The following is a 19,717-nucleotide window of genomic DNA, read 5'->3' as shown; positions in this document are numbered from 1 at the left end:
TTGGTGGAATTTTACAAGATAGAGGAAAATTTTTAGGGATGCATACGGGTATCCAGAATCACGCCCAACTTTAAGCAAACTTGAATAACACTCGTTGTTGAAAAATACGGGTGTTTTTGCGTTGATAATAAAATAATCTAAAAATAATATTGACAATGATAATCATTATCAATATTATAACGATAGTACATACTTTGAAGGAGAACAACGATATGAAACGATTGATTTTGCTTTCTACAGTTGGTTTAGCGATGTTGTCTGCATGTTCAAATGGTTCGGATGAGGCTGTTGACAATGAAACGGAAGCGGAACAAGAGCCAATAACAGTAACGGATAAAGTTGGAAATGAAGTAACGGTTCCCGCAAATCCACAACGTATTATTGCCTCTTATCTAGAGGATCCGCTCGTTACGCTTGGCGTAACCCCAACACGTCAATGGTCAGTCGCAAGTAGGTCTAGTACGCAAGTTTACTTAGAAGATTATTTAGAAGGCGTGGAACCGATTGATTCTACGTTGCCACTGGAAGCCATTATGGAGGCGGAGCCTGACTTTATTTTTGCATCAGGTGAAGAGTCTTTGGCTGGTGGAAGCTATGATCAGTACAATAAAATTGCTCCTACATACGTCATAGATGGGGAAACAAAAGATGATTGGCGCGCAACGTTATCGCTCATGGGAGACGTTCTTCAAAAAGAAGACGAGGCAAATCGTGCGATTGATGAGTACGATGCACATGTTGAAGATGTAAAAGCCCAGCTCCAAGAAGAGATTGGAGATAGTAAAGTAGCGGCACTCTGGGTGATTGGCGGTAAGTATTACGTTGTTGCACCTGATGTGGCAAGCGGTGCGGTGTTATTTGAAGATCTCGAATTGACGCCTGCCAATTTGATTGATGAGTTGCCAGAAGACGTGGGTGCCCATTGGAATCCTGTTTCGCTAGAAGCGATTGCAGAGCTGGATGCAGAGTATCTGTTTTTAATTGATAGTGACCCAGAAACGATCGAAAAATTAGAATCGGAGTCAGTGTGGTCAACGATTCCTGCGGTAGAGCAAGGGAACCTTTATAACCGTGAGGGCAGCAGTAGCTGGCTCTACAACGGTTATCAAGCAAATATGCAAACCATTAATTCTGTATATGACGCCATTATTGAAGGCGAGTAGAAAGTGAGAGTAGGTGATGTGCCTACTCTTTTTTGTTTTGCAATTTAAAGATAAAAAATGTCGATAATCTGTTGATAAGAGAGAGATTCGGGTATAGTAAGGAGTGCTTTATCATGGGGTAAAAGAATTTTTTGAGAGGGAGGCGACAGAGGTGAGATGGTCGAGTAAACCGGTATTGATCGCTGCACCAATCTTATGGGTTGCGGCAACTGTTTTGTTGTTGCTGTTTTCACCTGATTTAGATCGATTAGTTAGTGAAAAGGGACAGATTGAAATCCCAGATCATTATCCGACGGAGCGTTATGAAGCGTTAATTCGAGAGGATGGAGGCTTTCAAGGACAGCAAGTAATTGTTGCTTATTATGAAGAAGATGGATTAACAGATGACCAATACAATCAAATCGAAGAAGTCGTTCATAATTTAGAAGAGGATGCAGGAGACATTCCTTTACATAATCTATTATCTCCATTTGATGGGGAGCAGCAAGAAAATCAGCTTTTAAGTGACGATGAAGAGCTAGTATTAGTGTTACTCGAGCTTGACATAGAAGATGAAGAATATAGCGAGTATCGAGCAGCGATTGACGATAAAATGCAAATTGATGGGCTCACTCATTACCAAACAGGAGCACCTGTCATCAATGAGGATATGGACCAGAGCATTCAAGATGGGTTAGCTGTCTCCCAATGGATTACGATTGCACTTGTCTTTGTCGTCTTACTTATTGTGTTTCGTTCCCCTCTAGCACCAATTTTTCCGTTATTATTACTAGGAACTGCCTATGTGTTTTCCATATCGGCGGTATCGATACTCGTCGATTGGTTTGATTTTCCGATTTCATCATATACGCAAATTTTTATTATGGCGGTCGTATTCGGTGTCGGGACGGACTATTGTATTTTATTAATGAGGCGATTTCAAGAAGAACTCATTTCTCAACATGATTCAAAAGAAGCCATGCTTGTTACGTTTAAAGCGTCGTCAAAAACGGTGTTATATGGTGCCATTACAGGGTTTATTGGCTTTGCGACTATTATATTTGCGGAGTTTAATATTTTCCAATCGGCGGTAGGGGTCTCGGTTGGAATTCTGGTTCTTGTATTAGGGATATGGGCACTATTGCCATGTATCATGGCTGGGCTAGGTCAAAAAATGTTCTGGCCAAGTAAGCCAAAAGATGATGGGGAAAACAACTGGCTCTGGCGGAAGATGGGGCGCTTCTCTATCTATCGGCCTGGCTATGCTCTTTTGCTTGTCTTACTTATCGTGACGCCGCTCATGCTCTACTATGATAATGATGTTTCGTTTAACAACGTAGAAGAGATTGATGAAAGTTACGATTCGATTTATGCGTATGATTTAATTGCAAATAAATTTGGTGAGGGTGAAATCTTTTTTACGACACTTGCTGTTGAAACACCTGAAGAGACGTGGGCGAGCCCAAATTCCCTCCCTATTTAGAGTTGATGGCTTTAAATTTAGAAAAAATTGAAGAGGTTGATCAGGTTCGAACAGTGACGAGACCGGAAGGGGAACGAACCGACCTATTCACAGTTCCTGAACAAGCCGATCAGTTAGCGGACATGATTCGTGAAGCGATTAATGGGTTAGATGAAGTGATGGAAGGTCACGACGATTTAATACAAGGCGTTGAAAAAGCGGATCGTGAACTCGATCAAGTTGGACAAGGAATTGCAGACTTGCAGAGAGGTGTTGGTGATGCACAAGATGGTGCAGCGGCTCTCCAATCTGGATTAGCTGAATTAGGAACAGAACTATCAGAGGCTCAAACTGCCGTATTAACTGTTTCAAATGAGATAACGACTTATCAGGAGCAAGTGCAAGGATTAGCAAATGAATTTCCGGATATGCAAGAGATTGAGACAGCTTTAAAAGAAGCCGAAGAGCTAAGAACATCCCTTTTGCAATCCATTGATGAGCGGCAACAGCAATTGGCAGAACTCCAAACGATTGTTGCCGGATTGGCGTTTGATCCAAATGTCTTTGACGTTGGGTTGAGAGGGCAGCTAGATTCATGGGAGCAAACCGTAAATGAGTTACGGGATCAAGCAGAGGCAGAAGCTGGAGATACGGAGATTCCAGGCTTGCTGCAGCAGTTGGAAGAAAGTTTACAAACTGGCCAAGGGCAACTGCAAGAAGCAATTACTTTTATAACCAACGTAGAAGAGACGCGGGCTGCCATTGAAGGTGAATTGGCAAGCGCGGTTGCAGAACTGAACGAATTACGGCAATTGCTCACATTTGATACACCTCTTAATCAAATTGACGTTCCTTCTCCTGATGGAATTGCGAATGAAATTAACGAAGAACTTGGTGCAATTCAAACACAGACAAATGAGCTTGCAGCAGGGTTAGAAGAAGCTGTGACGGCAATCAGTACGTTAGGAGAAGGTGCCAGTGAAATTGGTTCTGGATTAGGTGAAGTTCAGGTTGGATTGAGTGATTTGGCGGCAGGCATGGACAGCTTTGAAGATGCACTGAATGAATTTTCCTCAGGCATTCGTGAAGCGCAGGATGGTGTAGATGACGTTCGGAATGGTCTAACCGATTTAGAATCGTTTACCGATCAAATTGCAAATCAACCTGCACATCCGCTCGAAGGGATTTTTATTTCAGAAGACATGCTGGAAGAGGAAGAGTTTGATCAACTGTGGGAGCATTATGCAACGCCAGATAATAAAGTGGTTTCACTGATTGAAGTGACGCTGCATGTTGATCCGTACCAGCAAGAAGCGATTGATGCAGTAAATGAGATTGAAAACGTTGCGAAGTTTTCATTAAAAGACACACCGTTTGAGGATGCTACTGTACTGGTAAGTGGGATCTCAGCACAAAACCGAGACCTACAAGATATTACGAATCAAGATTTTCTTATAACGGCTTCCATTATGCTTGTGGGGATTTTTATTGCGCTAGTTGTTTTATTCCGCTCGCTCATTATGCCTCTTTATGTGTTGTTTTCACTTGTTGCTACCTACTTTAGTGCAGCAGCGATAACGGAATTTATTTTTACGGGCATATTGGATTATCAAGGACTAATGTGGCCTGTACCGTTCTTTGGTTTCGTACTGTTAATGGCACTCGGTGTCGATTATTCAATTTTTCTTTTAACCCGTTTTGATGAGGAATTAAAGGAAGGGCATGGATTTAAAATTGCCATGCATGAAGGGATGAAGAAAATTGGTGGAACCGTTTTATCAGCAGCGCTTATTTTAGGTGGAACGTTTGCATCAATGCTTGCATCAGGTGTGTTGACACTCATGCAAGTGAGTACGCTCGTTGTCATTGGTCTATTGTTTTATTGTGTTATCCTATTACCTTTATTTGTTCCAGCGATTGGTTCAGCGATTGGCAGTAAAAATTGGTGGCCATTTAAAAATAAAGTAGAAAATCAACAGCGAGAAGAGCAATAGTAGGTAGAAGGAAGGCCTTCCAAAGTAGACACGTAAAAAGTGAAAACGTTGGAGGGTTCTTTTATGTAAACAATTCCCTCCTATTTGTCAGCGCGATCTCTTTCCAATGTTAGACTGACCGCTTATAATGGAGGGATCAAACCTTTCCACGCAGGAGCTGTTGTAATGTGACGGAGCTTATTTGGATAATTGGGATCGTCTTGTTGCTGTTGCTTATTTACAATGCAGCAATTCATCCTCGTGTTATGAAGGCACGACGCTTAAAACGAATTGAAAAAAAGCTAGTAGAAAACGATGAGTATAAGGATTTACTCATTGCAACGTGTAAAGCAATTGAAAAAGAATTACGTCGCGCAGACGATGCTGTAGATGAAATAAAGCGACACTATAATTTAATGGGAACAAAAACAAATCTTAGCCTAGAGCAAAAAAGTATTGTCATTACGTTCGTACAGGACGATGAACAACTTACTTACTCAAATGGAAACTGGTCCTATGTGGATCAAGACGAGAAACATTTCGATGTTCCGTTTAACCATTATGATGCAGATTTTTACCATCAAGCATCAGATGTTTTTCGTTTACTCCCTTTATGGTGTCAAGCTGCAAATACGCACTATTTCCTTCCAGAAGATGAAGCGAAAATGAAGCGAGAACAAATTGAAGCGAAACTTTTTAGAGAGATTCGAATCTTTATTGATACATTGGCGTCAAAGTATGAGCCAAACCCGTTATTAAACGTTCATTCATACCAAGAGAGGAACAGCGGATAGCTGTTCCTGTTTTCATTGGTCCTGTTCAATTTGAATGGTCGCACGCTCAATGTGCAATGTATGATGTACGTATTCATTGGCATCTCGAAGAATCTCTTGAGTGGTTGCTTTGCTATTTGGCTCGATAAGGACATGTGCTGTTAAACAGTCCATTCCAGATGTGATCGTCCAAATATGAAGGCTATGAACATCTTTTACACCAGGTATGGCGGTTAAATTTGCTTTTACGTCATCGATATCGATGCGTTGTGGCGTTCCTTCCATTAAGACGTGAAGCGTATCTTTTAGAAGCCGAACAGCAGAGATCGAAATCATAACGGCAATAAGAATGCTTAAAAGAGGATCGGCTGTGTACCAGCCAGTTAGAAGGATAATTACGCCTGCAAGAACGGCTGCGACGGAACCCAGTGTATCGCCTAGTACGTGTAAATAAGCGCCGCGCATGTTTAAGTTGTCTTTCACATCCCCACGCATAAGCACAAACATTGCACCGAGATTGGCAAGTAAGCCAATAAAAGCAAGGACAATCATCCCCCCGCCCATGACCTCCTGTGGTTCAACAAAACGTCCAATCGCTTCACGAACTATAAAGAAGGCAATCACTAAAAGCATGACGCTATTTAATAAGGAAGAGAGCACTTCATAACGATGATTTCCAAATGTTCGTGATTTTGTTGCAGCACGTGCAGCGAGGGTGATGGCAAGAAAACTAATAAACAGATTAGCGAAGTCATTAAACATGTGAACGGCATCGGCTAAAAGCGCTAAACTACCGGTCCATAATCCTCCGATAAATTGAATGAACATCCAGCTCCCAATAATAATCATTGCGAAAACTAAATTCTTTTTGTTTGCTTGCCCAGTTGAATGGTGATGACTATGACCATGGTGGTGTCCCATTGTTTTGTCCCTCCTTAATTCCTTATATGATCAATTATTCATATAATAACTGAACGACGTCACACAGGTTTTAGTCGTGTGTAGCGTGTTCAATCGTTTTTTCTAAAATATCTAAGACATGCTCGTCCTGTGGCGAATAGTAAATCGTTGTTCCGGCTCGTCTTGATTTGACCAGACGAAGGTTTTTAAGAAATCTTAATTGATGAGATACGGTTGATTGGCCAAGTTCTAAGTGTTCAACAATTTCGCCAACAGAGCATTCTTTATTCGCTAATAAATGAAGAATTCGGATCCGGGTAGGATCACTTAATGCTTTAAAACTTTGTGAAACAATAAAAAGTGTTTCTTGATCTAAGTCATATTGCGTTTCAGACATGGTCTATTCCTTCCTTATATGAGTATATGTTCATATTAGCATTATAAATAGGATTTTTCAATCGTATTCTGAATAAAAATAATATATTCATAAGATTCGAAATAAAGTATAGTGAAAGAACAATGTTGAAAAAAGAAGTTAGGGGTATGCAACTTTATAAGGTAAAGGGGGAACATTTATGCTTCGCTATAGCTTTCGCTCCATTAGAAAGAACAGACGGGCTTCTAGTCTATTCATTCTTGCGTTAAGTGCCATATTTATTGCCGTGCCATTAAGTCTATCAACGATTCAACAGATGAGTGCTTCTATTGAACAAAATATTGAGGAGCATGCAAGGGGAACATTTGATTTACTTATAAGACCAGAGGGAAGTCAGACGAATGTAGAACAACAGTTAAATCTTGTAGAAGAAAATTACTTAAGTTTTAACGAAGGAGGAATCTCATTAGCTGAATGGGAGACAATTCGAAATTTAGAAACTGTAGAAGTGGCAGCTCCGGTTGCTTCTATTGGATACTTTACGGGTCAAAATAATTCAATTGAGTTTGCGCCTTCTTTATCGAGCATGTATGTAGAAGGATTAATCACAACGACAGATGGTGTACATGACTATCCTTTAGCTGAAGATCAAAATCAGTTTCATGAGGGAATGTTTTTGTTAGAACAAGATTCTTTTGATTTAAGTTCCGTTCAAAGTAGTGAGATAGACGGAATAGAAATGGAAATTGAACCTGAAGACGTTTTAGATTCCCTTAATGGCCCTTTTCCTGGTTCTAGAGCTAGCTATCAAATTCCTACCGCCTATTATTCTCTTTTTGCTATCGATCGCGAAGAAGAAGAGAAGCTCACTGGGTTAGATTTATCAGCGTTTGATAACCCGCTTGAGGAATCGTTAACGTTTCCTCATACAGGAGAAATCATGGTTGAGGGTGAATATGCGGAGTCAGTTGATCGCTTTATTCCAATTGTCCACCTTGATTCTGGTGGTGCACCTCTTACGTTTCATCTCACCATTGATACACTAGAAGATTGGTCCAGTGAAGATACGGTTGCTTTAAAAGATCGCATTGGTTTACCGAAAGATGAACCGTTCTATTTTGCTGAAAATGAGGAAGTGTTGAAGGAATTATTTGAGGAATTACAACAATATAGGACAGATTCAGAAACGATCGAAATAGATCTAAGTAAATACACGCTGCCATTTAAACAGATGCAGCCCGTATTGAATGAAGAGGGTGAGGAGGATCAACAAATAGGAGGATACGAAAATATTGATGCTTCTGGAAAGTATTATACGACAAAGCCGGTTGCATACAAGGTTGCAGATGAACGGTTGGAAATTGACGTGGTTGACACAATTGAAGGAATTCCAACGTATCGCGAGCTTGAAGAGCATGGGGAAGAAGTTAATTTGTTTCAAGCGGAGCGTGGAGAATTTTTATTTATCCCAGTAGGCTCTTATTCAGTTGATCCCCATGAAGATACGCTTGCATCTAGTCCGTTAGGAATCTACATGCAGTCACCTGTAACAACAACTGACGGAACGATTGTAACAGAAACAACAAAACCAGGTAGCTTTGTGGCTTCACCTGCTCATGGTTTGATCACGCTAGATGAAGCTGAATATTTTAAAGGTGAAGCACCTATTGATGCCATACGTGTTCGGATAGCCGGAGTGGAAGGCTATACAGAGGAAGCGAGAATAGATATTGAACAAGCCGCCGTTCAAATTCACGAATTAGGTGCTTTCCAAATTGATATGATTGCCGGCTCATCTCCACATCTAATGACGATGGACGTGGAAGGGATTGGCGAAGTGACCCAAGCTTGGACAGGACTTGGAGCGGCAGTATCAATCTCAGAAGAGTGGAGTATGGCACAGCTTATCATTACGAGCTTATTCTTTTTATCCAGCATTGGTTATATGATCAATCGGTTTATCTTTCGTCAACGAACGCGAGAAGACGAGAAGCAACTTTTAAAAGATTTGGGGTGGACATCCTCGCATCTTCGTCGGTTTTATTTTCTAGAAAACGTTCTACTTGCTTTTATATCGGTGTTGATTGCTGCGGGAGCTATATTCATTCTTTTTCAAACACAGCTAGTTGACGGGAATGCGTACGTTTACCTAGTTGTAATGTTAGCTGTGACGGTGGGACTTATGTTTTTACAAACCGTCTGGATGAATCGAAAAAGAAACAAGTTATCTAGTTTTAAAGGCAATAAAATGTGGTTCCGTAATCTTTATTATTATAAAGGCTTAATTGGTGTCGCGGTGTTGCAGCTTGTGTTTGTGACAACCGTAACGCTATTTGTTGCTGGTTCGTTATCTGCAACAATGGCTGCAACTTCTATAACGAATTTAGGTTCGTTTATTAATGATCATCTCTTCATGTCGCTCGTGATTATGGTTGCAGCAGCGTTTATTTTAGCGGTGATAACAGTTATTGAAACGACATCTGCGTTTTTGATTATTCGTAAAGACGAATGGAAGACATTGCGAGACATTGGATGGAAGCGCCAAGATGTGTATCAATTATGTATGAAAGAGTCTTCCGTTTGGACTGTAACATCCGTTCTCTTAGGAGTTTTGGTAAGTGTGTTTTTTATAGTGAATATGTACGGGTTTTCAAGCTGGATGTTTCTAGGGGCGTTAACAGTTTGTGCTTTTCTACTAGTAAGTGTATTGGCTTCAGCTCACATCATTATTCACTCGCATCTTCGTTCGTATTCGTAATACGTATTAATTGTAAAATCGAAAGGTGGAATCGTAAAAATGATCGAAATAAAAGAGCTCTCATATAAATATGAAAATGAAAGAGAAACAGTTGAGGTGCTAACAGATGTATCACTAACGATCCCGAAAGGTCAATGGCTATCAATCATGGGGCCGTCTGGATCGGGCAAAACAACCTTGATAAAAATGTTAGCGGGCTTGTTAAAACCGACATCTGGATCTTTGTTTCTGAATGATCTAAATGTGGTTGAGTTGAACCAAGAAGAACGACACAAACGTTTTCGTCAATTCACCTCTACAGTCTATCAGCAGTTTCGCCTTTTGCCACAATTCACGGTTCTTGAAAATGTGATGTTGCCATTAGTGCCTTATCAAAAGAAAAAAATGATTGAAGACAAAGCGAGACAAATGATTGAAAACGTGGGGCTTAGTCACCGGTTGACTCATTTCCCGCATCAATTATCAGGTGGTGAGCAGCAGCGTACTTCCTTTGCAAGAGCGCTCATGGCAGAACCTGCTCTGTTACTTTGCGACGAACCAACAGGTAATTTAGATACTGCCAATCGAGATCAAATTTTATCGTTACTCGTTGACCTTCACCAAACTGGTCAGACGATTGTTGTTGCTACTCACGATGACGTTGTTGCCAACAGAAGTAATAGAACCATTCTCCTCAAGGACGGAGTCATTGATCAGACCGTCCAGTTAGGATAATCTTTTCTGTCCTTCTTTGCCATGATAGACTAAAGAAATCGTGTATTAAGGGAGAAGGGCAGAACGATGACTGAAAAAAAGAGATACGGACGAAGGGTAGGAAGTGCGACGTTTATTGGCCTTGCATTAGGGCTGTCGTTTGGCTTATTTACAGGTTCTATTGTGTTGTATGTGGGAGCAGGTTTACTATTAGGTTTACTTGTTGATTGGAATCGTAAAAAAGGAAGATAGCAGAAGCTGATAAATTGCGAGGGGGCGCTGATGCAAGCAAGAATTGGACTAATTATGTTAATGAGTATGATTTATATCTTGCTAATGAATGATCATCCGAGCTTAATTGTAAGCGTTATCTTTAAACTTGTGCCGATGCTCCTTATCATCTATCTAGCTATAAGTATTGCTCGTACCCATAAAGCGAACATATGGGTCCTTGCTGGTCTCATTGTTTGTACGGTTGCAGATGCTGCCATTGCGTTTTCATTTTTAGCTGGTTTAGTGATTTTCCTAGTAGGGCATCTTTTATACATTCTAGGTTTTTATAAAGAAACGTTAAAAAAGAATCGAAAAAAAGGAATTGTTCTTCCATATGCTTTATATGGACTTTTAGTGGGTTCCATACTTATTCATTCAATGCTTCAGGCTAGTGAAGGAGCTCTGGTTGTACCTGTTCTTTTTTACATTCTTGTTATTACGAGTATGGGTGTTGTTGCTTGGTGGACAAGGAATCGTTTTGTCTTGTTTGGAAGCGTATTGTTTATCGGTTCTGATTCGATTTTGGCATGGAATCTTTTTGTAAGTGCTGTTCCTCATTCTACTGTCTGGATTATGACAACGTATTATAGTGCACAGCTCTTCATAGCCTTGAGCATGAAGCGTTTACCATTGGAAAATGAGAGGTGATCAAGGTGCCAAATCTATCGCTAACGCACACCTATTCAAAGAAAGTGATGAATAAAGGAAGTTGAATTTTAACTGGCCATTCTCATGCGTTGAGCAGTGGTATCAAATAATTACTATTCACAAATTGTACAACCGTTTTTAAGCATTTTTTGAAGGAGCAGCTTTATCTCAGTCAAGATGAAATTCAACCGTAAGCTAAGGGGGAAATGGAATGCATGCAGTGATGCGCAAGTTGAGTAATGGCTGGATTGAATATGAATTAGAAAATGATCAGGGAATGTGTTTACGTTTTTTAAACTTTGGGGGAATTGTCACAGAAATCGTCGTACCAGATAAAGAGGGGAAACGAGAAAACGTTGTTCTGGGTTTAGAGGATGTGGAAAAGTATAAGGAAAATGAAGCATTCTTTGGAGCGCTAATCGGCCCTGTTGCTGGAAGAGTGAAAGAGGCAACGTTTCAAAAAGGAAGGGATGTGTATCATTTACAGGCAAATGATGGCGAGCATTTTTTGCACAGTGGATCAGAAGGTTTCCACAAGCAGTTGTTTAATGTGTCACTTTTTGAACATGAAGACCGGGTAGGTGCGCAGCTATCATTAGAGTCGAAACATACGAGCCAATTTCCTGGGGATGTCTCGCCTGTCATTACTTATATCGTAACAAACGAGAATGAGTGGATGATTGACTATCATGCAACGGTAAGCGAAATGACGCCTCTTGCGATGACGAACCATACGTATTTTAATTTAGCTGGTAGTAGCAATGACTCCATCCACACACATATGGTAAAGATGCAGAGCGACTGTTATCTTGAGTTAGATCGCGCGCTAATCCCTACAGGACATATTTGTTCTGTGGAAGAGCAGCCTGCTTTTGATTTTCGAATGGGGAAGCAAATTGGAGAGGGGCTGGCTACTTTTCATGGGCAGCTAAAGATTGCAGGAGGCTATGATCATTTCTTTTTACTAAATGAACATACAAGTGAGGCTGTATGCGTGTGGGATCAGCGTTCGGGACGAGTTATGAAAATGAAAACGACTCAGCCTGGCGTTGTCTTTTACACAGGCAATGGGTTGGATGGGCGCTTAGCTCTAAACAATCGAAAAACTTCAACCAGACATGCAGGATTTTGCTTGGAAACACAAGGTCATCCTGCTGCGCTTCATGTCAAAGGCTTACCCTCAATCTGGTTAAAGCCAGACGATCGCTATAACCATCAAACCTGTTATCAATTTACAACTGTATAAAGGGTGATTGAAGTGGTTATTAGCATACTTTTATGTAGTTTGCCCATTGTTTTTTTCATTTTTCTCGTCTTTCGTTTGATTCAATCCAATTTGATAATCAAAATAGGGTTGTCCATATTGGTAAGCACACCGGGTGTGGGGATGGGCTTACATTTTAGCGGCATGGCGCTAAACAATATGGCGCTTCTCCTATTAAGTTTTATTATTCCTTGGCTACTTCTACTTGCAGGAGCGAGTTTGATAGGCACTGGCGCACTATTTTTTAATAAAAAAACAAAGTGAGCGCAGGGCTCACTTTCACGCTCTTTGATAAGTCATTTCTCCAGTGCTTTCCACATTGTAGCCGCCTAAGCGAATGAGTTCATTTTAAACGTACTATTAACAGCATTCTAAGGAACAACAGGTTGTATGAATTCAATCGTTCGAAATTGGTTCGGAAAAGTCGTATGTAAAATGGCGAATGTAAAGACGATCTGCTGTCATCAGTCGAAACAATCACGCTTGCCAAGCACTATAACATTGTTTTAATTATAACTAAAATTTACATATAATTAGATATAACTTATACTACATGAACACATGAAAACGCATAGAAAAGAGGCTACTGGATGAAAAAAGGAGTGCTGCTTTTACTAGCAGGATTAGGTCTTGTTGGTTGTTCGCAAGGCTCAGAACAAAGTGAGGAAGTCATGGTGATGGCTGCAGCCAGCCTTAGTGATGCGATGGATGAATTAATAGAAACGTATGAACAAGAACATGATGTGGCTATAACGGTGAACTATGGGTCCTCCGGTCAGTTGAGGCAGCAAATCGTTCAAGGTGCACCAGCAGATTTGTTTTTATCTGCTTCCGTAAGTGATATGGATGAAGTAGAAGAGCAAGAGGGGTTGGAAGCATCAACGACTTTGTTAGAAAACAAGCTTGTTTTGATCACGACTCCTGAGGTATCTGGGGAAGTTACCAATTGGGATGATCTTCTTTCTTCAGATTATCAAGGGTTGGCAATCGGTGAAACAGACACAGTCCCGGCTGGTCGCTATGCAAAACAAACGCTTGATTCACTAGACTTTTTTAGCAAGATAGAGGACAAGCTTATTTACGGAAAAGATGTTCGACAAGTACTTACATATGTGGAGACGGGGAATGCGGATGTCGGGATTGTCTATCAGACAGATGCGCTGATTGCAGGGGATGCAATTGAAATTGTAGCCGAGGCTCCTACAAATAGTCATGATCCGATTTACTATCCGATCGGACAGCTGAGTGAGAATGATGCTGCGAGCGCATTTTATCATTGGCTTCAAGAAGATTCGGCACGGACAGTTTTTGAATCTTACGGATTTCAAGCAGGTCATTAAGTGATTGATTCAAGCTTTTGGACGCCGATTTTTGTTTCCTTACAGGTCGTAAGTGTCGCAAGTGTACTAGCTTTTCTGCTCGCTTTATGTGCTGCTTGGTTTTTAAAAAAACGAACTTTCAAAGGGAAAGTCGTTGTGGAAACCCTTTTAATTTTGCCACTTGTGTTACCACCTACGGTCATTGGTTTTGGTTTATTAGTTGTGTTCGGTAGGCGTAGCGTAATTGGACAATGGTATGAGCAATTATTTAATCAGCCGATTGTATTTACTTTGGTGGCTGCTATTATAGCTGCAACAGTTGTTGCTTTTCCTTTAATTTATCAAATGTTGATGAACGGATTTGAAGCGGTAGAAGACGATCTTGAAGATGCTGCACGTCAGATGGGAGCAAGTGAGTGGGCTGTGTTTCGCTACGTTAGCATGCCGTTAGCGTGGCGTTCCCTCGTCTCCGGTTTCACCCTTGGCTTCGCACGTGCCTTAGGAGAATTTGGTGCAACGCTCATGTTTGCAGGCAGTATAGTAGGCGTCACACAAACCATTCCTATCAGTATTTATCTAGCTGTTGAGACAGGAAATACCGTAATGGCAACGTATTGGGTTCTTTCGATTGTACTATTTTCTTTTGTTCTTCTTGCAACCGTACAACGATTGAAACGGTAAGGCGATATATCATTAGGCGCAATCCATAGCAGATTGCGCCTCTTGTCATTCTATCGTTTTCTACCTGTAACCATTCCCCACATATCACGACGATGATTGCGATTCTGAGGGTCGACACGACAGTTCATCAACCACTGTGCATGGCGATCTCTTTGCTGTGGTGACACAGGAACACCTAAACATTGGGAAAGCTCATCAATTATGGAGCAACATTTGCCGTAGTGATTTAAATCTTGGCAGCGCTTGCTACAAAGAATTTTACAGACATTGTGAAAGTGTCTTGGGTTTTTCATCTTAGAACGAAACGTATTCATTAATTGCGGATCAATTGTACTCATCGGATCTCCTTTCAAAACAAATTAGTCGGTTTAACACGGTTGTGTTCCTATACCTTATGTTTGAAAAGGTGAGTTGGACAGGGCTAGTTTCTTGATTCTATCGCCTTAGTTTTCATGTATTTTTGTTTATAGCGATTGATGGTGACAAGCGGCCATAAAAGTGGGTAGCTATGGTAATGAATATAAAATTGACCAGGTAGACCGCCACCAGTTGGATACGTTGTGCGGATGTTCGTTGTACAAACCCAATCTAATAATTTATCAAGTGCATCTTCCATTTGTTTAGTTGGTCGTTCATAAAGCGAGACTAATGCATCTAATACCCAAGCTGTATGGACGACTGTTGAAAATTGTAAGGGAATAAACCGTTGTGCCACATCACTTTTACAAGACTCTCCCCAACCACCGTCTAGAAGCTGAATGTTTTCTAGCCAGCGCCGAGCTCGTTGTAAGCTATTTGTGTCTATTGGCGTTCCTACAGCACGCAACCCTGTAACAGCAGCCCAGGTTCCATAAATATATGAAACCCCCCATCTTCCTTGCCAACTTCCGTCTTTTTGTTGGTTGTTTTCTAACCACGCAGCAGCCCGCTTTATAGCAGGATGCCTGACTGTAAGGTGACCATAATTCCCAAGACACTCAAGGGTTCTTCCTGTTACATCAGGAGCAGATGGATCATTAATTGTATCCGTCGCATTTTGGAGAGGTACTAACATCGTAGCGCCACTATTCTTCTCAAAAGCTGCCCAGCCTCCGTCTCGGTTTTGTCGATCTAATAACCATGAAAAGCCGGAACGCCATGCGCTATTCGTATGAATATCGTCTAAGGATGCAGACAGGAATCGTAAGCTGGCTTGGGTATCATCAACGTCAGGGTTTGATGAATTACTGGCAGAAAACCCCCAGCCTCCAGAGGCATGTTGAGTTGTTAAAACATACTGAGTAGAAGTATTGGTTTGTTCGGTATATGATATAGAATCGGCTTGGTGAATAGCTGCGGCAATTAAAGCAGTATCCCAAATAGCAGATGGTGAATTTTGAATATGTCCTTCTTTGTTGTTTTCATGCAAGTAAGCGTGGGTCTGTAAGCCAGCTAATGCTTGGGTCAAGATAGGTGAGTGTTTTTTATAGCCTAATGCGAGTAAGGCATAGATCATTAAAAACGTTGCACTCGAGTAGCTATGAAGCGTGCCATCGTGTTCAATATGCTTTAATAGATAGGCTTCAGCCTTCTGAAAGGCCCGCATGGTTTGCTTTGAGAGGGCGCGTCGACGCTGTTTACGTAGCTGCAAATGCTTGGTCGTTTTGTATAAATGTTGTATAAGTCGATTATGCTTTCTTTTTACATGAAAGCGTGTGTGACCTAATATAAGAAGAGACGCGAAATGGGTCTTAACATAAGAACTATAACGATAAAAGCTAAAAGGAAACCATCTTGGTAAGCCGAGTAAAAATAGGGGCAGTGGAAAAAACGTCGGCCACGGGTATAAATGATGTAGCGCGAGCATGGTCTTCGTAGCGATATGTGCACGTTCAACTCCACCATGTTGTAAAATAAAGGCCTCAGCTGCTTTCATGTTGAGATCGCTTTTTTTTGCAAATCCTGATACGTAAAGAGCAACATATGCCTCAATCGTAGAAGAGAGATGGCCAGCATCGTCTTCGTAAAGCTTCCAATAACCTTCTTTCGCCTGAGTTCGGTGAAGCCGATGTGCTAATTTATGTTGTAAACTCTGATCACAATCAAAGTGGGCTAAAAGCAAAAGCATATATGCGTCAGTCATAGTTCCTGATTCAAAGCATAGCAAGTACGATCCATCCTGTTGTTGATGGCTCAATAGCTGGTCGATTATTTCTGATTGCTTTTGAGTCAACCGCGTCATCAGGTTCATAGGAGTACCTCCAAACATTAACAAATTGAAGCGTAAAAAAAAGCTTCTTGCACATCCTATGTAAGATGACAAAAGTCGGAAAGGTGCTCTACCCAAGTAGAGCAAAAAAAGGAGTTTACCATGTTATATCTTATTTTTATCCTTCTTGCAGCAGTAACAGTCTTTGCTGCAGTAAAGCTATCTACATATGCAGATACAATTCAGTTACGAACAGGGATGACGGGCTTCTTTACAGGTGCCGTCTTGATTGCAGGTGCGACTTCATTGCCAGAAGTGACAACAAACATTACAGCTGGAGTAATAGGAAGCCCTGATTTAGCTGTAGGAAACGTCATTGGAAGCAATCTATTTAATTTACTGGTACTTGCATTAGGGGATTTATGGTTTCGAAAAAAACGAATGTACACGCATGTATCACAAAAAAATGTCATGCCAGGAACGCTTAGCTTAATTTTGACCCTAATTGTTGCGGTTTCTCTACTAACGCAGTTCTCTGTCTCTCTATTTAGTGTTGGTCTTGATTTGATGCTTGTGGTTGCCGTTTATTTTGGTGGCTTGTACTATTTAAATCGTCGGAATATGCTTCCAGATGAACCACCAGCTGCTAAGGATGTATCCATGTCACTAAAAGGAGCGATTACTCGTTTTGTGATTGCAGCCCTCATTATTTTAGCTGCAGGTTCTTATTTAACCATTATCGGGGATCAAATTGCGATTGAGAGTGGGCTAGGTCAGTCATTTGTTGGGTCATTACTTCTTGCAGGAGCAACGTCTTTACCAGAAGTATCTGTCATTTATTTAGCATTAAAACGTGATCAATTTAGCGCCGCTGTAGGTGTCATTATTGGAAGCAATATGTTTAATTTAAATCTACTTGCTCTAGCAGACGTTTTTTATCGTCAAGATGCTTTGTTATTGAGCGCAAGTACGAGTAATTGGATTACGTTAATTGGTTTACTGGTGCTAACAACAGTTGTATTGCTTGGTATTTGGAGAAATGAGAAGTTAGGTCGTTTGTTTTGGCTACCGTCAATTATTATTGTCATTGGTTACTTCATCTCAATGATTACACTTTACATGTACGGTTAAGCATAGTTCACAAGCTCTTCCTCTTTAGGCGCTTTGTCTGAAGATGGTAGAGCTTTTGTTATGCTTAATGCAGATAAGACAGCGCCAACCGCTTGTATCCAACTGCCGACAGAATTCACAAGTTCTTCATGGTCATCAACGATAAAATCCGAGAGGGCTGCGTAAGCTTGGGTGGCGTTGCCAACAATTTGCAAAAAGTCACCAATGACTGCATAAAGTGCAGCCGTACTAACATCTTCCTTTAGGTCTTCATTAAACGTAACGGCTCCACCAGTGGCTTGAAAGAGGTTCCCTTTTATAATGAGGTTTTGCTCGACAGTTTCATCTAATGGAAGTGTAAGTGCCCCTACAATGATTGTATTCCCTGCGGCTTGAACCGCGTTGCCGACCTGATTCATTGAGCCGGTTTCACTTGTATCCGCCATTAAGCCATTTCCTGTTGCTTGTAGGGCGTTTCCATACAAACCAAGATGATTCACTTGTTCTGGAGTTAACCGTGCTGATGGGGTATCGGCAACCGCTGCTACAATGGTACCGATCGCTTGAGTCCATGACCCAAATAATTCCTTTTCAATATCTGACATGGTCTCACTCCCGTCATCTAGGCTTATAACTAACGTATTCATAAATATGGGAGGTGTACGCCTAGATTTGTATGTAACGAAAATTGAGAAATAAAGCAGCGTTCCAATAGAAAAGATAGCGAAATCCTGTTAGACTAAAATGAAAGCGCTTTTATTTTTTCTTACGATTAAGGAGGTCTCGTACATGAATAAAGTCATTGATTCTTTAGAAGCTGTTATGAACCAGATTCAAGATGGGCAAACACTGGTTGTAGGTGGATTTGGTTTGTGTGGCATTCCTGAACATTTAATTGCTGCAGTAAAAAGCAAAGGGGTTAAAGAGTTAACGGTCGTCAGCAACAATTGTGGGGTAGACGATTTTGGATTAGGATTATTGCTTGAAGATAAGCAGATTAAGAAAATGGTTTCGTCTTATGTAGGGGAAAATAAACAATTTGAACAACAATTTTTAAAGGAAGAGCTTGAAGTTGAACTTGTGCCTCAAGGGACGCTGGCTGAGCGGTTGCGTGCAGGTGGTGCAGGTATTCCAGCATTCTACACGGCAACAGGAGTTGATACGCCGGTTGCAGAAGGCAAAGAAGAAAAAACGTTCGATGGGAAACGATACATGATGGAACGGGGCATTGTGGGAGATGTGGCATTGGTCAAGGCATGGAAAGCAGATCCGTTTGGTAACCTCGTTTTTAGAAAAACATCACGTAATTTTAACCCATTAGTTGCAACAGCGGGAAAAGTGACGATTGTTGAAGTCGAAGAACTTGTCGGTATAGGGGAACTGGATCCAGATGACATTCATCTCCCAGGTGTTTACGTGCAGCATGTGTTCGTTGGTGATACCTACGAAAAACGAATTGAGCGACGTACAGTACGAACTGAGGAGGGGGCATAAAATGAAGGATACAAGAAAACGTATTTTAGAGCGAGCTGTAAAAGAAGTTCAAGATGGTATGTGTGTGAATCTTGGAATTGGGATGCCGACATTAATCGCGAATTTAATTCCAGAAGACGTCAATGTGATGCTTCAGTCTGAAAATGGTTTGCTTGGAATTGGACGTTATCCGAACGAGGAGGAAGTAGATCCGGACTTAATTAATGCTGGAAAAGAAACCGTGACAGCGAAAAAAGGTGCGTCTTATTTTGATAGCGCTGAATCGTTTGCGATGATTCGTGGTGGCCACATTGATTTAGCGATTTTAGGAGGCATGGAAGTCTCTGAAACAGGCGATCTCGCGAACTGGATGATCCCTGGAAAAATGGTGAAAGGGATGGGCGGGGCGATGGACCTTGTTCAAGGCGCGAAGAAGACGGTTGTGATTATGGATCATACGAATAAATACGGTGAGTCAAAAGTAAAGAAAACGTGTGAACTGCCACTAACCGGGAAGAGCGTTGTGGATTTATTAATTACAGATTTAGCGATCTTTGAATTTAACAACGGCAAGATGACCTTGTTGGAATTGCAAGAGGGCGTGACGCTTGATGAGGTGAAGAATGCAACAGAAGCATCGTTTCAAGTGGGGATCGGCGTTTAATACCATACATGAACTGTCTT

Annotated in this window: 20 protein-coding genes; 15 read left to right on the top strand and 5 right to left on the bottom strand. The window is 41.1% G+C overall.

Annotated features, from left to right (window positions below):
• Positions 1–212 precede the first annotated feature (212 nt).
• The 4 genes from ABC361_RS19825 (at position 213) to ABC361_RS19810 (ending at position 5,371) form a co-directional block, all read left to right on the top strand.
• Entirely contained in the window at positions 213–1,163 is a 951-nt protein-coding gene (locus tag ABC361_RS19825) for an ABC transporter substrate-binding protein (RefSeq protein WP_413075552.1), read from the top strand.
• Positions 1,164–1,314: 151 nt separating this feature from the next.
• Entirely contained in the window at positions 1,315–2,625 is a 1,311-nt protein-coding gene (locus ABC361_RS19820; RefSeq protein WP_413075551.1) for an MMPL family transporter, read from the top strand.
• Positions 2,626–2,630: 5 nt separating this feature from the next.
• On the top strand, positions 2,631–4,598 hold the full coding sequence (locus ABC361_RS19815; protein WP_413075550.1) for an MMPL family transporter: 1,968 nt from the start codon (positions 2,631–2,633) through the stop codon (positions 4,596–4,598).
• Between the two features lie 167 nt (positions 4,599–4,765).
• Positions 4,766–5,371, top strand: coding sequence for a hypothetical protein (locus ABC361_RS19810; protein WP_413075549.1), 606 nt, complete (start codon positions 4,766–4,768; stop codon positions 5,369–5,371).
• Between the two features lie 12 nt (positions 5,372–5,383).
• Here the strand turns inward: ABC361_RS19810 and ABC361_RS19805 are convergent, their stop codons facing one another.
• Both ABC361_RS19805 and ABC361_RS19800 read right to left on the bottom strand, forming a co-directional pair.
• On the bottom strand, positions 5,384–6,271 hold the full coding sequence (locus tag ABC361_RS19805) for a cation diffusion facilitator family transporter (RefSeq protein ID WP_413075548.1): 888 nt from the start codon (positions 6,269–6,271) through the stop codon (positions 5,384–5,386).
• Positions 6,272–6,341: 70 nt separating this feature from the next.
• Positions 6,342–6,647, bottom strand: coding sequence for an ArsR/SmtB family transcription factor (locus ABC361_RS19800; RefSeq protein WP_413075547.1), 306 nt, complete (start codon positions 6,645–6,647; stop codon positions 6,342–6,344).
• Between the two features lie 178 nt (positions 6,648–6,825).
• On the opposite strand from ABC361_RS19800, the gene ABC361_RS19795 reads away from it, so the two are divergent.
• The 8 genes from ABC361_RS19795 (at position 6,826) to modB (ending at position 14,262) form a co-directional block, all read left to right on the top strand.
• The gene (locus tag ABC361_RS19795) at positions 6,826–9,384 is read left to right on the top strand and encodes a hypothetical protein (protein ID WP_413075546.1); all 2,559 of its coding nucleotides are present in this window, start codon (positions 6,826–6,828) and stop codon (positions 9,382–9,384) included.
• Positions 9,385–9,423: 39 nt separating this feature from the next.
• Positions 9,424–10,098: an ABC transporter ATP-binding protein gene (locus ABC361_RS19790; RefSeq protein ID WP_413075545.1), complete on the top strand. Its 675-nt coding sequence runs from the start codon at positions 9,424–9,426 to the stop codon at positions 10,096–10,098.
• A 66-nt stretch (positions 10,099–10,164) separates the two neighbouring features.
• Positions 10,165–10,329, top strand: coding sequence for a hypothetical protein (locus ABC361_RS19785; RefSeq protein ID WP_413075544.1), 165 nt, complete (start codon positions 10,165–10,167; stop codon positions 10,327–10,329).
• Between the two features lie 30 nt (positions 10,330–10,359).
• Positions 10,360–10,998, top strand: a complete 639-nt coding sequence (locus ABC361_RS19780; RefSeq protein WP_413075543.1) for a lysoplasmalogenase — start codon at positions 10,360–10,362, stop codon at positions 10,996–10,998.
• Between the two features lie 211 nt (positions 10,999–11,209).
• On the top strand, positions 11,210–12,244 hold the full coding sequence (locus ABC361_RS19775; protein WP_413075542.1) for an aldose epimerase family protein: 1,035 nt from the start codon (positions 11,210–11,212) through the stop codon (positions 12,242–12,244).
• Between the two features lie 117 nt (positions 12,245–12,361).
• Positions 12,362–12,526, top strand: coding sequence for a hypothetical protein (locus ABC361_RS19770; RefSeq protein WP_413075541.1), 165 nt, complete (start codon positions 12,362–12,364; stop codon positions 12,524–12,526).
• 326 nt (positions 12,527–12,852) lie between these two features.
• A complete protein-coding gene (gene modA / locus ABC361_RS19765; RefSeq protein ID WP_413075540.1) occupies positions 12,853–13,602 on the top strand; it encodes a molybdate ABC transporter substrate-binding protein in 750 nt (249 codons plus the stop codon).
• Positions 13,603–14,262, top strand: a complete 660-nt coding sequence (modB, locus tag ABC361_RS19760) for a molybdate ABC transporter permease subunit (protein ID WP_413075539.1) — start codon at positions 13,603–13,605, stop codon at positions 14,260–14,262.
• Positions 14,263–14,312: 50 nt separating this feature from the next.
• Here the strand turns inward: modB and ABC361_RS19755 are convergent, their stop codons facing one another.
• Both ABC361_RS19755 and ABC361_RS19750 read right to left on the bottom strand, forming a co-directional pair.
• Positions 14,313–14,600 (bottom strand): hypothetical protein, encoded by a 288-nt coding sequence (locus ABC361_RS19755; RefSeq protein WP_413075538.1) that lies wholly within the window; start codon positions 14,598–14,600, stop codon positions 14,313–14,315.
• An 83-nt stretch (positions 14,601–14,683) separates the two neighbouring features.
• Positions 14,684–16,492 carry a prenyltransferase/squalene oxidase repeat-containing protein gene (locus tag ABC361_RS19750; RefSeq protein ID WP_413075537.1) on the bottom strand — a complete coding sequence of 603 codons (1,809 nt, stop codon included), beginning with the start codon at positions 16,490–16,492 and terminating at the stop codon, positions 14,684–14,686.
• 120 nt (positions 16,493–16,612) lie between these two features.
• Here ABC361_RS19750 and ABC361_RS19745 point away from each other — a divergent pair, with 120 nt between their 5' ends.
• Positions 16,613–17,581 carry a sodium:calcium antiporter gene (locus tag ABC361_RS19745; RefSeq protein ID WP_375079638.1) on the top strand — a complete coding sequence of 323 codons (969 nt, stop codon included), beginning with the start codon at positions 16,613–16,615 and terminating at the stop codon, positions 17,579–17,581.
• On the opposite strand, the gene ABC361_RS19740 is transcribed toward ABC361_RS19745, so the two are convergent.
• A complete protein-coding gene (locus ABC361_RS19740) occupies positions 17,578–18,165 on the bottom strand; it encodes a DUF6944 family repetitive protein (RefSeq protein WP_413075536.1) in 588 nt (195 codons plus the stop codon). The two genes, ABC361_RS19745 and ABC361_RS19740, sit on opposite strands and share 4 nt — an antisense overlap.
• Before the next feature lie 184 nt (positions 18,166–18,349).
• Between ABC361_RS19740 and ABC361_RS19735 the strand changes: the two genes are divergently transcribed.
• Positions 18,350–19,054 carry a CoA transferase subunit A gene (locus tag ABC361_RS19735; RefSeq protein ID WP_375079636.1) on the top strand — a complete coding sequence of 235 codons (705 nt, stop codon included), beginning with the start codon at positions 18,350–18,352 and terminating at the stop codon, positions 19,052–19,054.
• Position 19,055: 1 nt separating this feature from the next.
• Entirely contained in the window at positions 19,056–19,697 is a 642-nt protein-coding gene (locus ABC361_RS19730; protein WP_413075535.1) for a 3-oxoacid CoA-transferase subunit B, read from the top strand.
• Positions 19,698–19,717: the final 20 nt, after the last annotated feature.

The sequence above is a fragment of the Shouchella phoenicis genome (genome assembly GCF_047238345.1).
In the GTDB taxonomy this organism is placed as follows: Bacteria; Bacillota; Bacilli; order Bacillales; family Bacillaceae_D; genus Shouchella.
Note: the sequence above shows the minus strand (reverse complement) of the source record. Positions and strands in the feature narration are given on the sequence as shown.

What these genes read in the sequence shown, in the direction of transcription:
- ABC361_RS19735 (WP_375079636.1), top strand. Translation starts at nt 18,350, where the DNA reads ATGAATAAAGTCATTGATTCTTTAGAAGCTGTTATGAACCAGATTCAA.
- ABC361_RS19740 (WP_413075536.1), bottom strand. Translation starts at nt 18,165, where the DNA reads ATGTCAGATATTGAAAAGGAATTATTTGGGTCATGGACTCAAGCGATC.
- ABC361_RS19800 (WP_413075547.1), bottom strand. Translation starts at nt 6,647, where the DNA reads ATGTCTGAAACGCAATATGACTTAGATCAAGAAACACTTTTTATTGTT.
- ABC361_RS19780 (WP_413075543.1), top strand. Translation starts at nt 10,360, where the DNA reads ATGCAAGCAAGAATTGGACTAATTATGTTAATGAGTATGATTTATATC.
- modA (WP_413075540.1), top strand. Translation starts at nt 12,853, where the DNA reads ATGAAAAAAGGAGTGCTGCTTTTACTAGCAGGATTAGGTCTTGTTGGT.
- ABC361_RS19745 (WP_375079638.1), top strand. Translation starts at nt 16,613, where the DNA reads ATGTTATATCTTATTTTTATCCTTCTTGCAGCAGTAACAGTCTTTGCT.
- ABC361_RS19785 (WP_413075544.1), top strand. Translation starts at nt 10,165, where the DNA reads ATGACTGAAAAAAAGAGATACGGACGAAGGGTAGGAAGTGCGACGTTT.
- ABC361_RS19815 (WP_413075550.1), top strand. Translation starts at nt 2,631, where the DNA reads ATGGCTTTAAATTTAGAAAAAATTGAAGAGGTTGATCAGGTTCGAACA.
- ABC361_RS19790 (WP_413075545.1), top strand. Translation starts at nt 9,424, where the DNA reads ATGATCGAAATAAAAGAGCTCTCATATAAATATGAAAATGAAAGAGAA.
- ABC361_RS19750 (WP_413075537.1), bottom strand. Translation starts at nt 16,492, where the DNA reads ATGAACCTGATGACGCGGTTGACTCAAAAGCAATCAGAAATAATCGAC.
- ABC361_RS19755 (WP_413075538.1), bottom strand. Translation starts at nt 14,600, where the DNA reads ATGAGTACAATTGATCCGCAATTAATGAATACGTTTCGTTCTAAGATG.
- ABC361_RS19795 (WP_413075546.1), top strand. Translation starts at nt 6,826, where the DNA reads ATGCTTCGCTATAGCTTTCGCTCCATTAGAAAGAACAGACGGGCTTCT.
- ABC361_RS19825 (WP_413075552.1), top strand. Translation starts at nt 213, where the DNA reads ATGAAACGATTGATTTTGCTTTCTACAGTTGGTTTAGCGATGTTGTCT.
- ABC361_RS19805 (WP_413075548.1), bottom strand. Translation starts at nt 6,271, where the DNA reads ATGGGACACCACCATGGTCATAGTCATCACCATTCAACTGGGCAAGCA.
- ABC361_RS19730 (WP_413075535.1), top strand. Translation starts at nt 19,056, where the DNA reads ATGAAGGATACAAGAAAACGTATTTTAGAGCGAGCTGTAAAAGAAGTT.
- ABC361_RS19775 (WP_413075542.1), top strand. Translation starts at nt 11,210, where the DNA reads ATGCATGCAGTGATGCGCAAGTTGAGTAATGGCTGGATTGAATATGAA.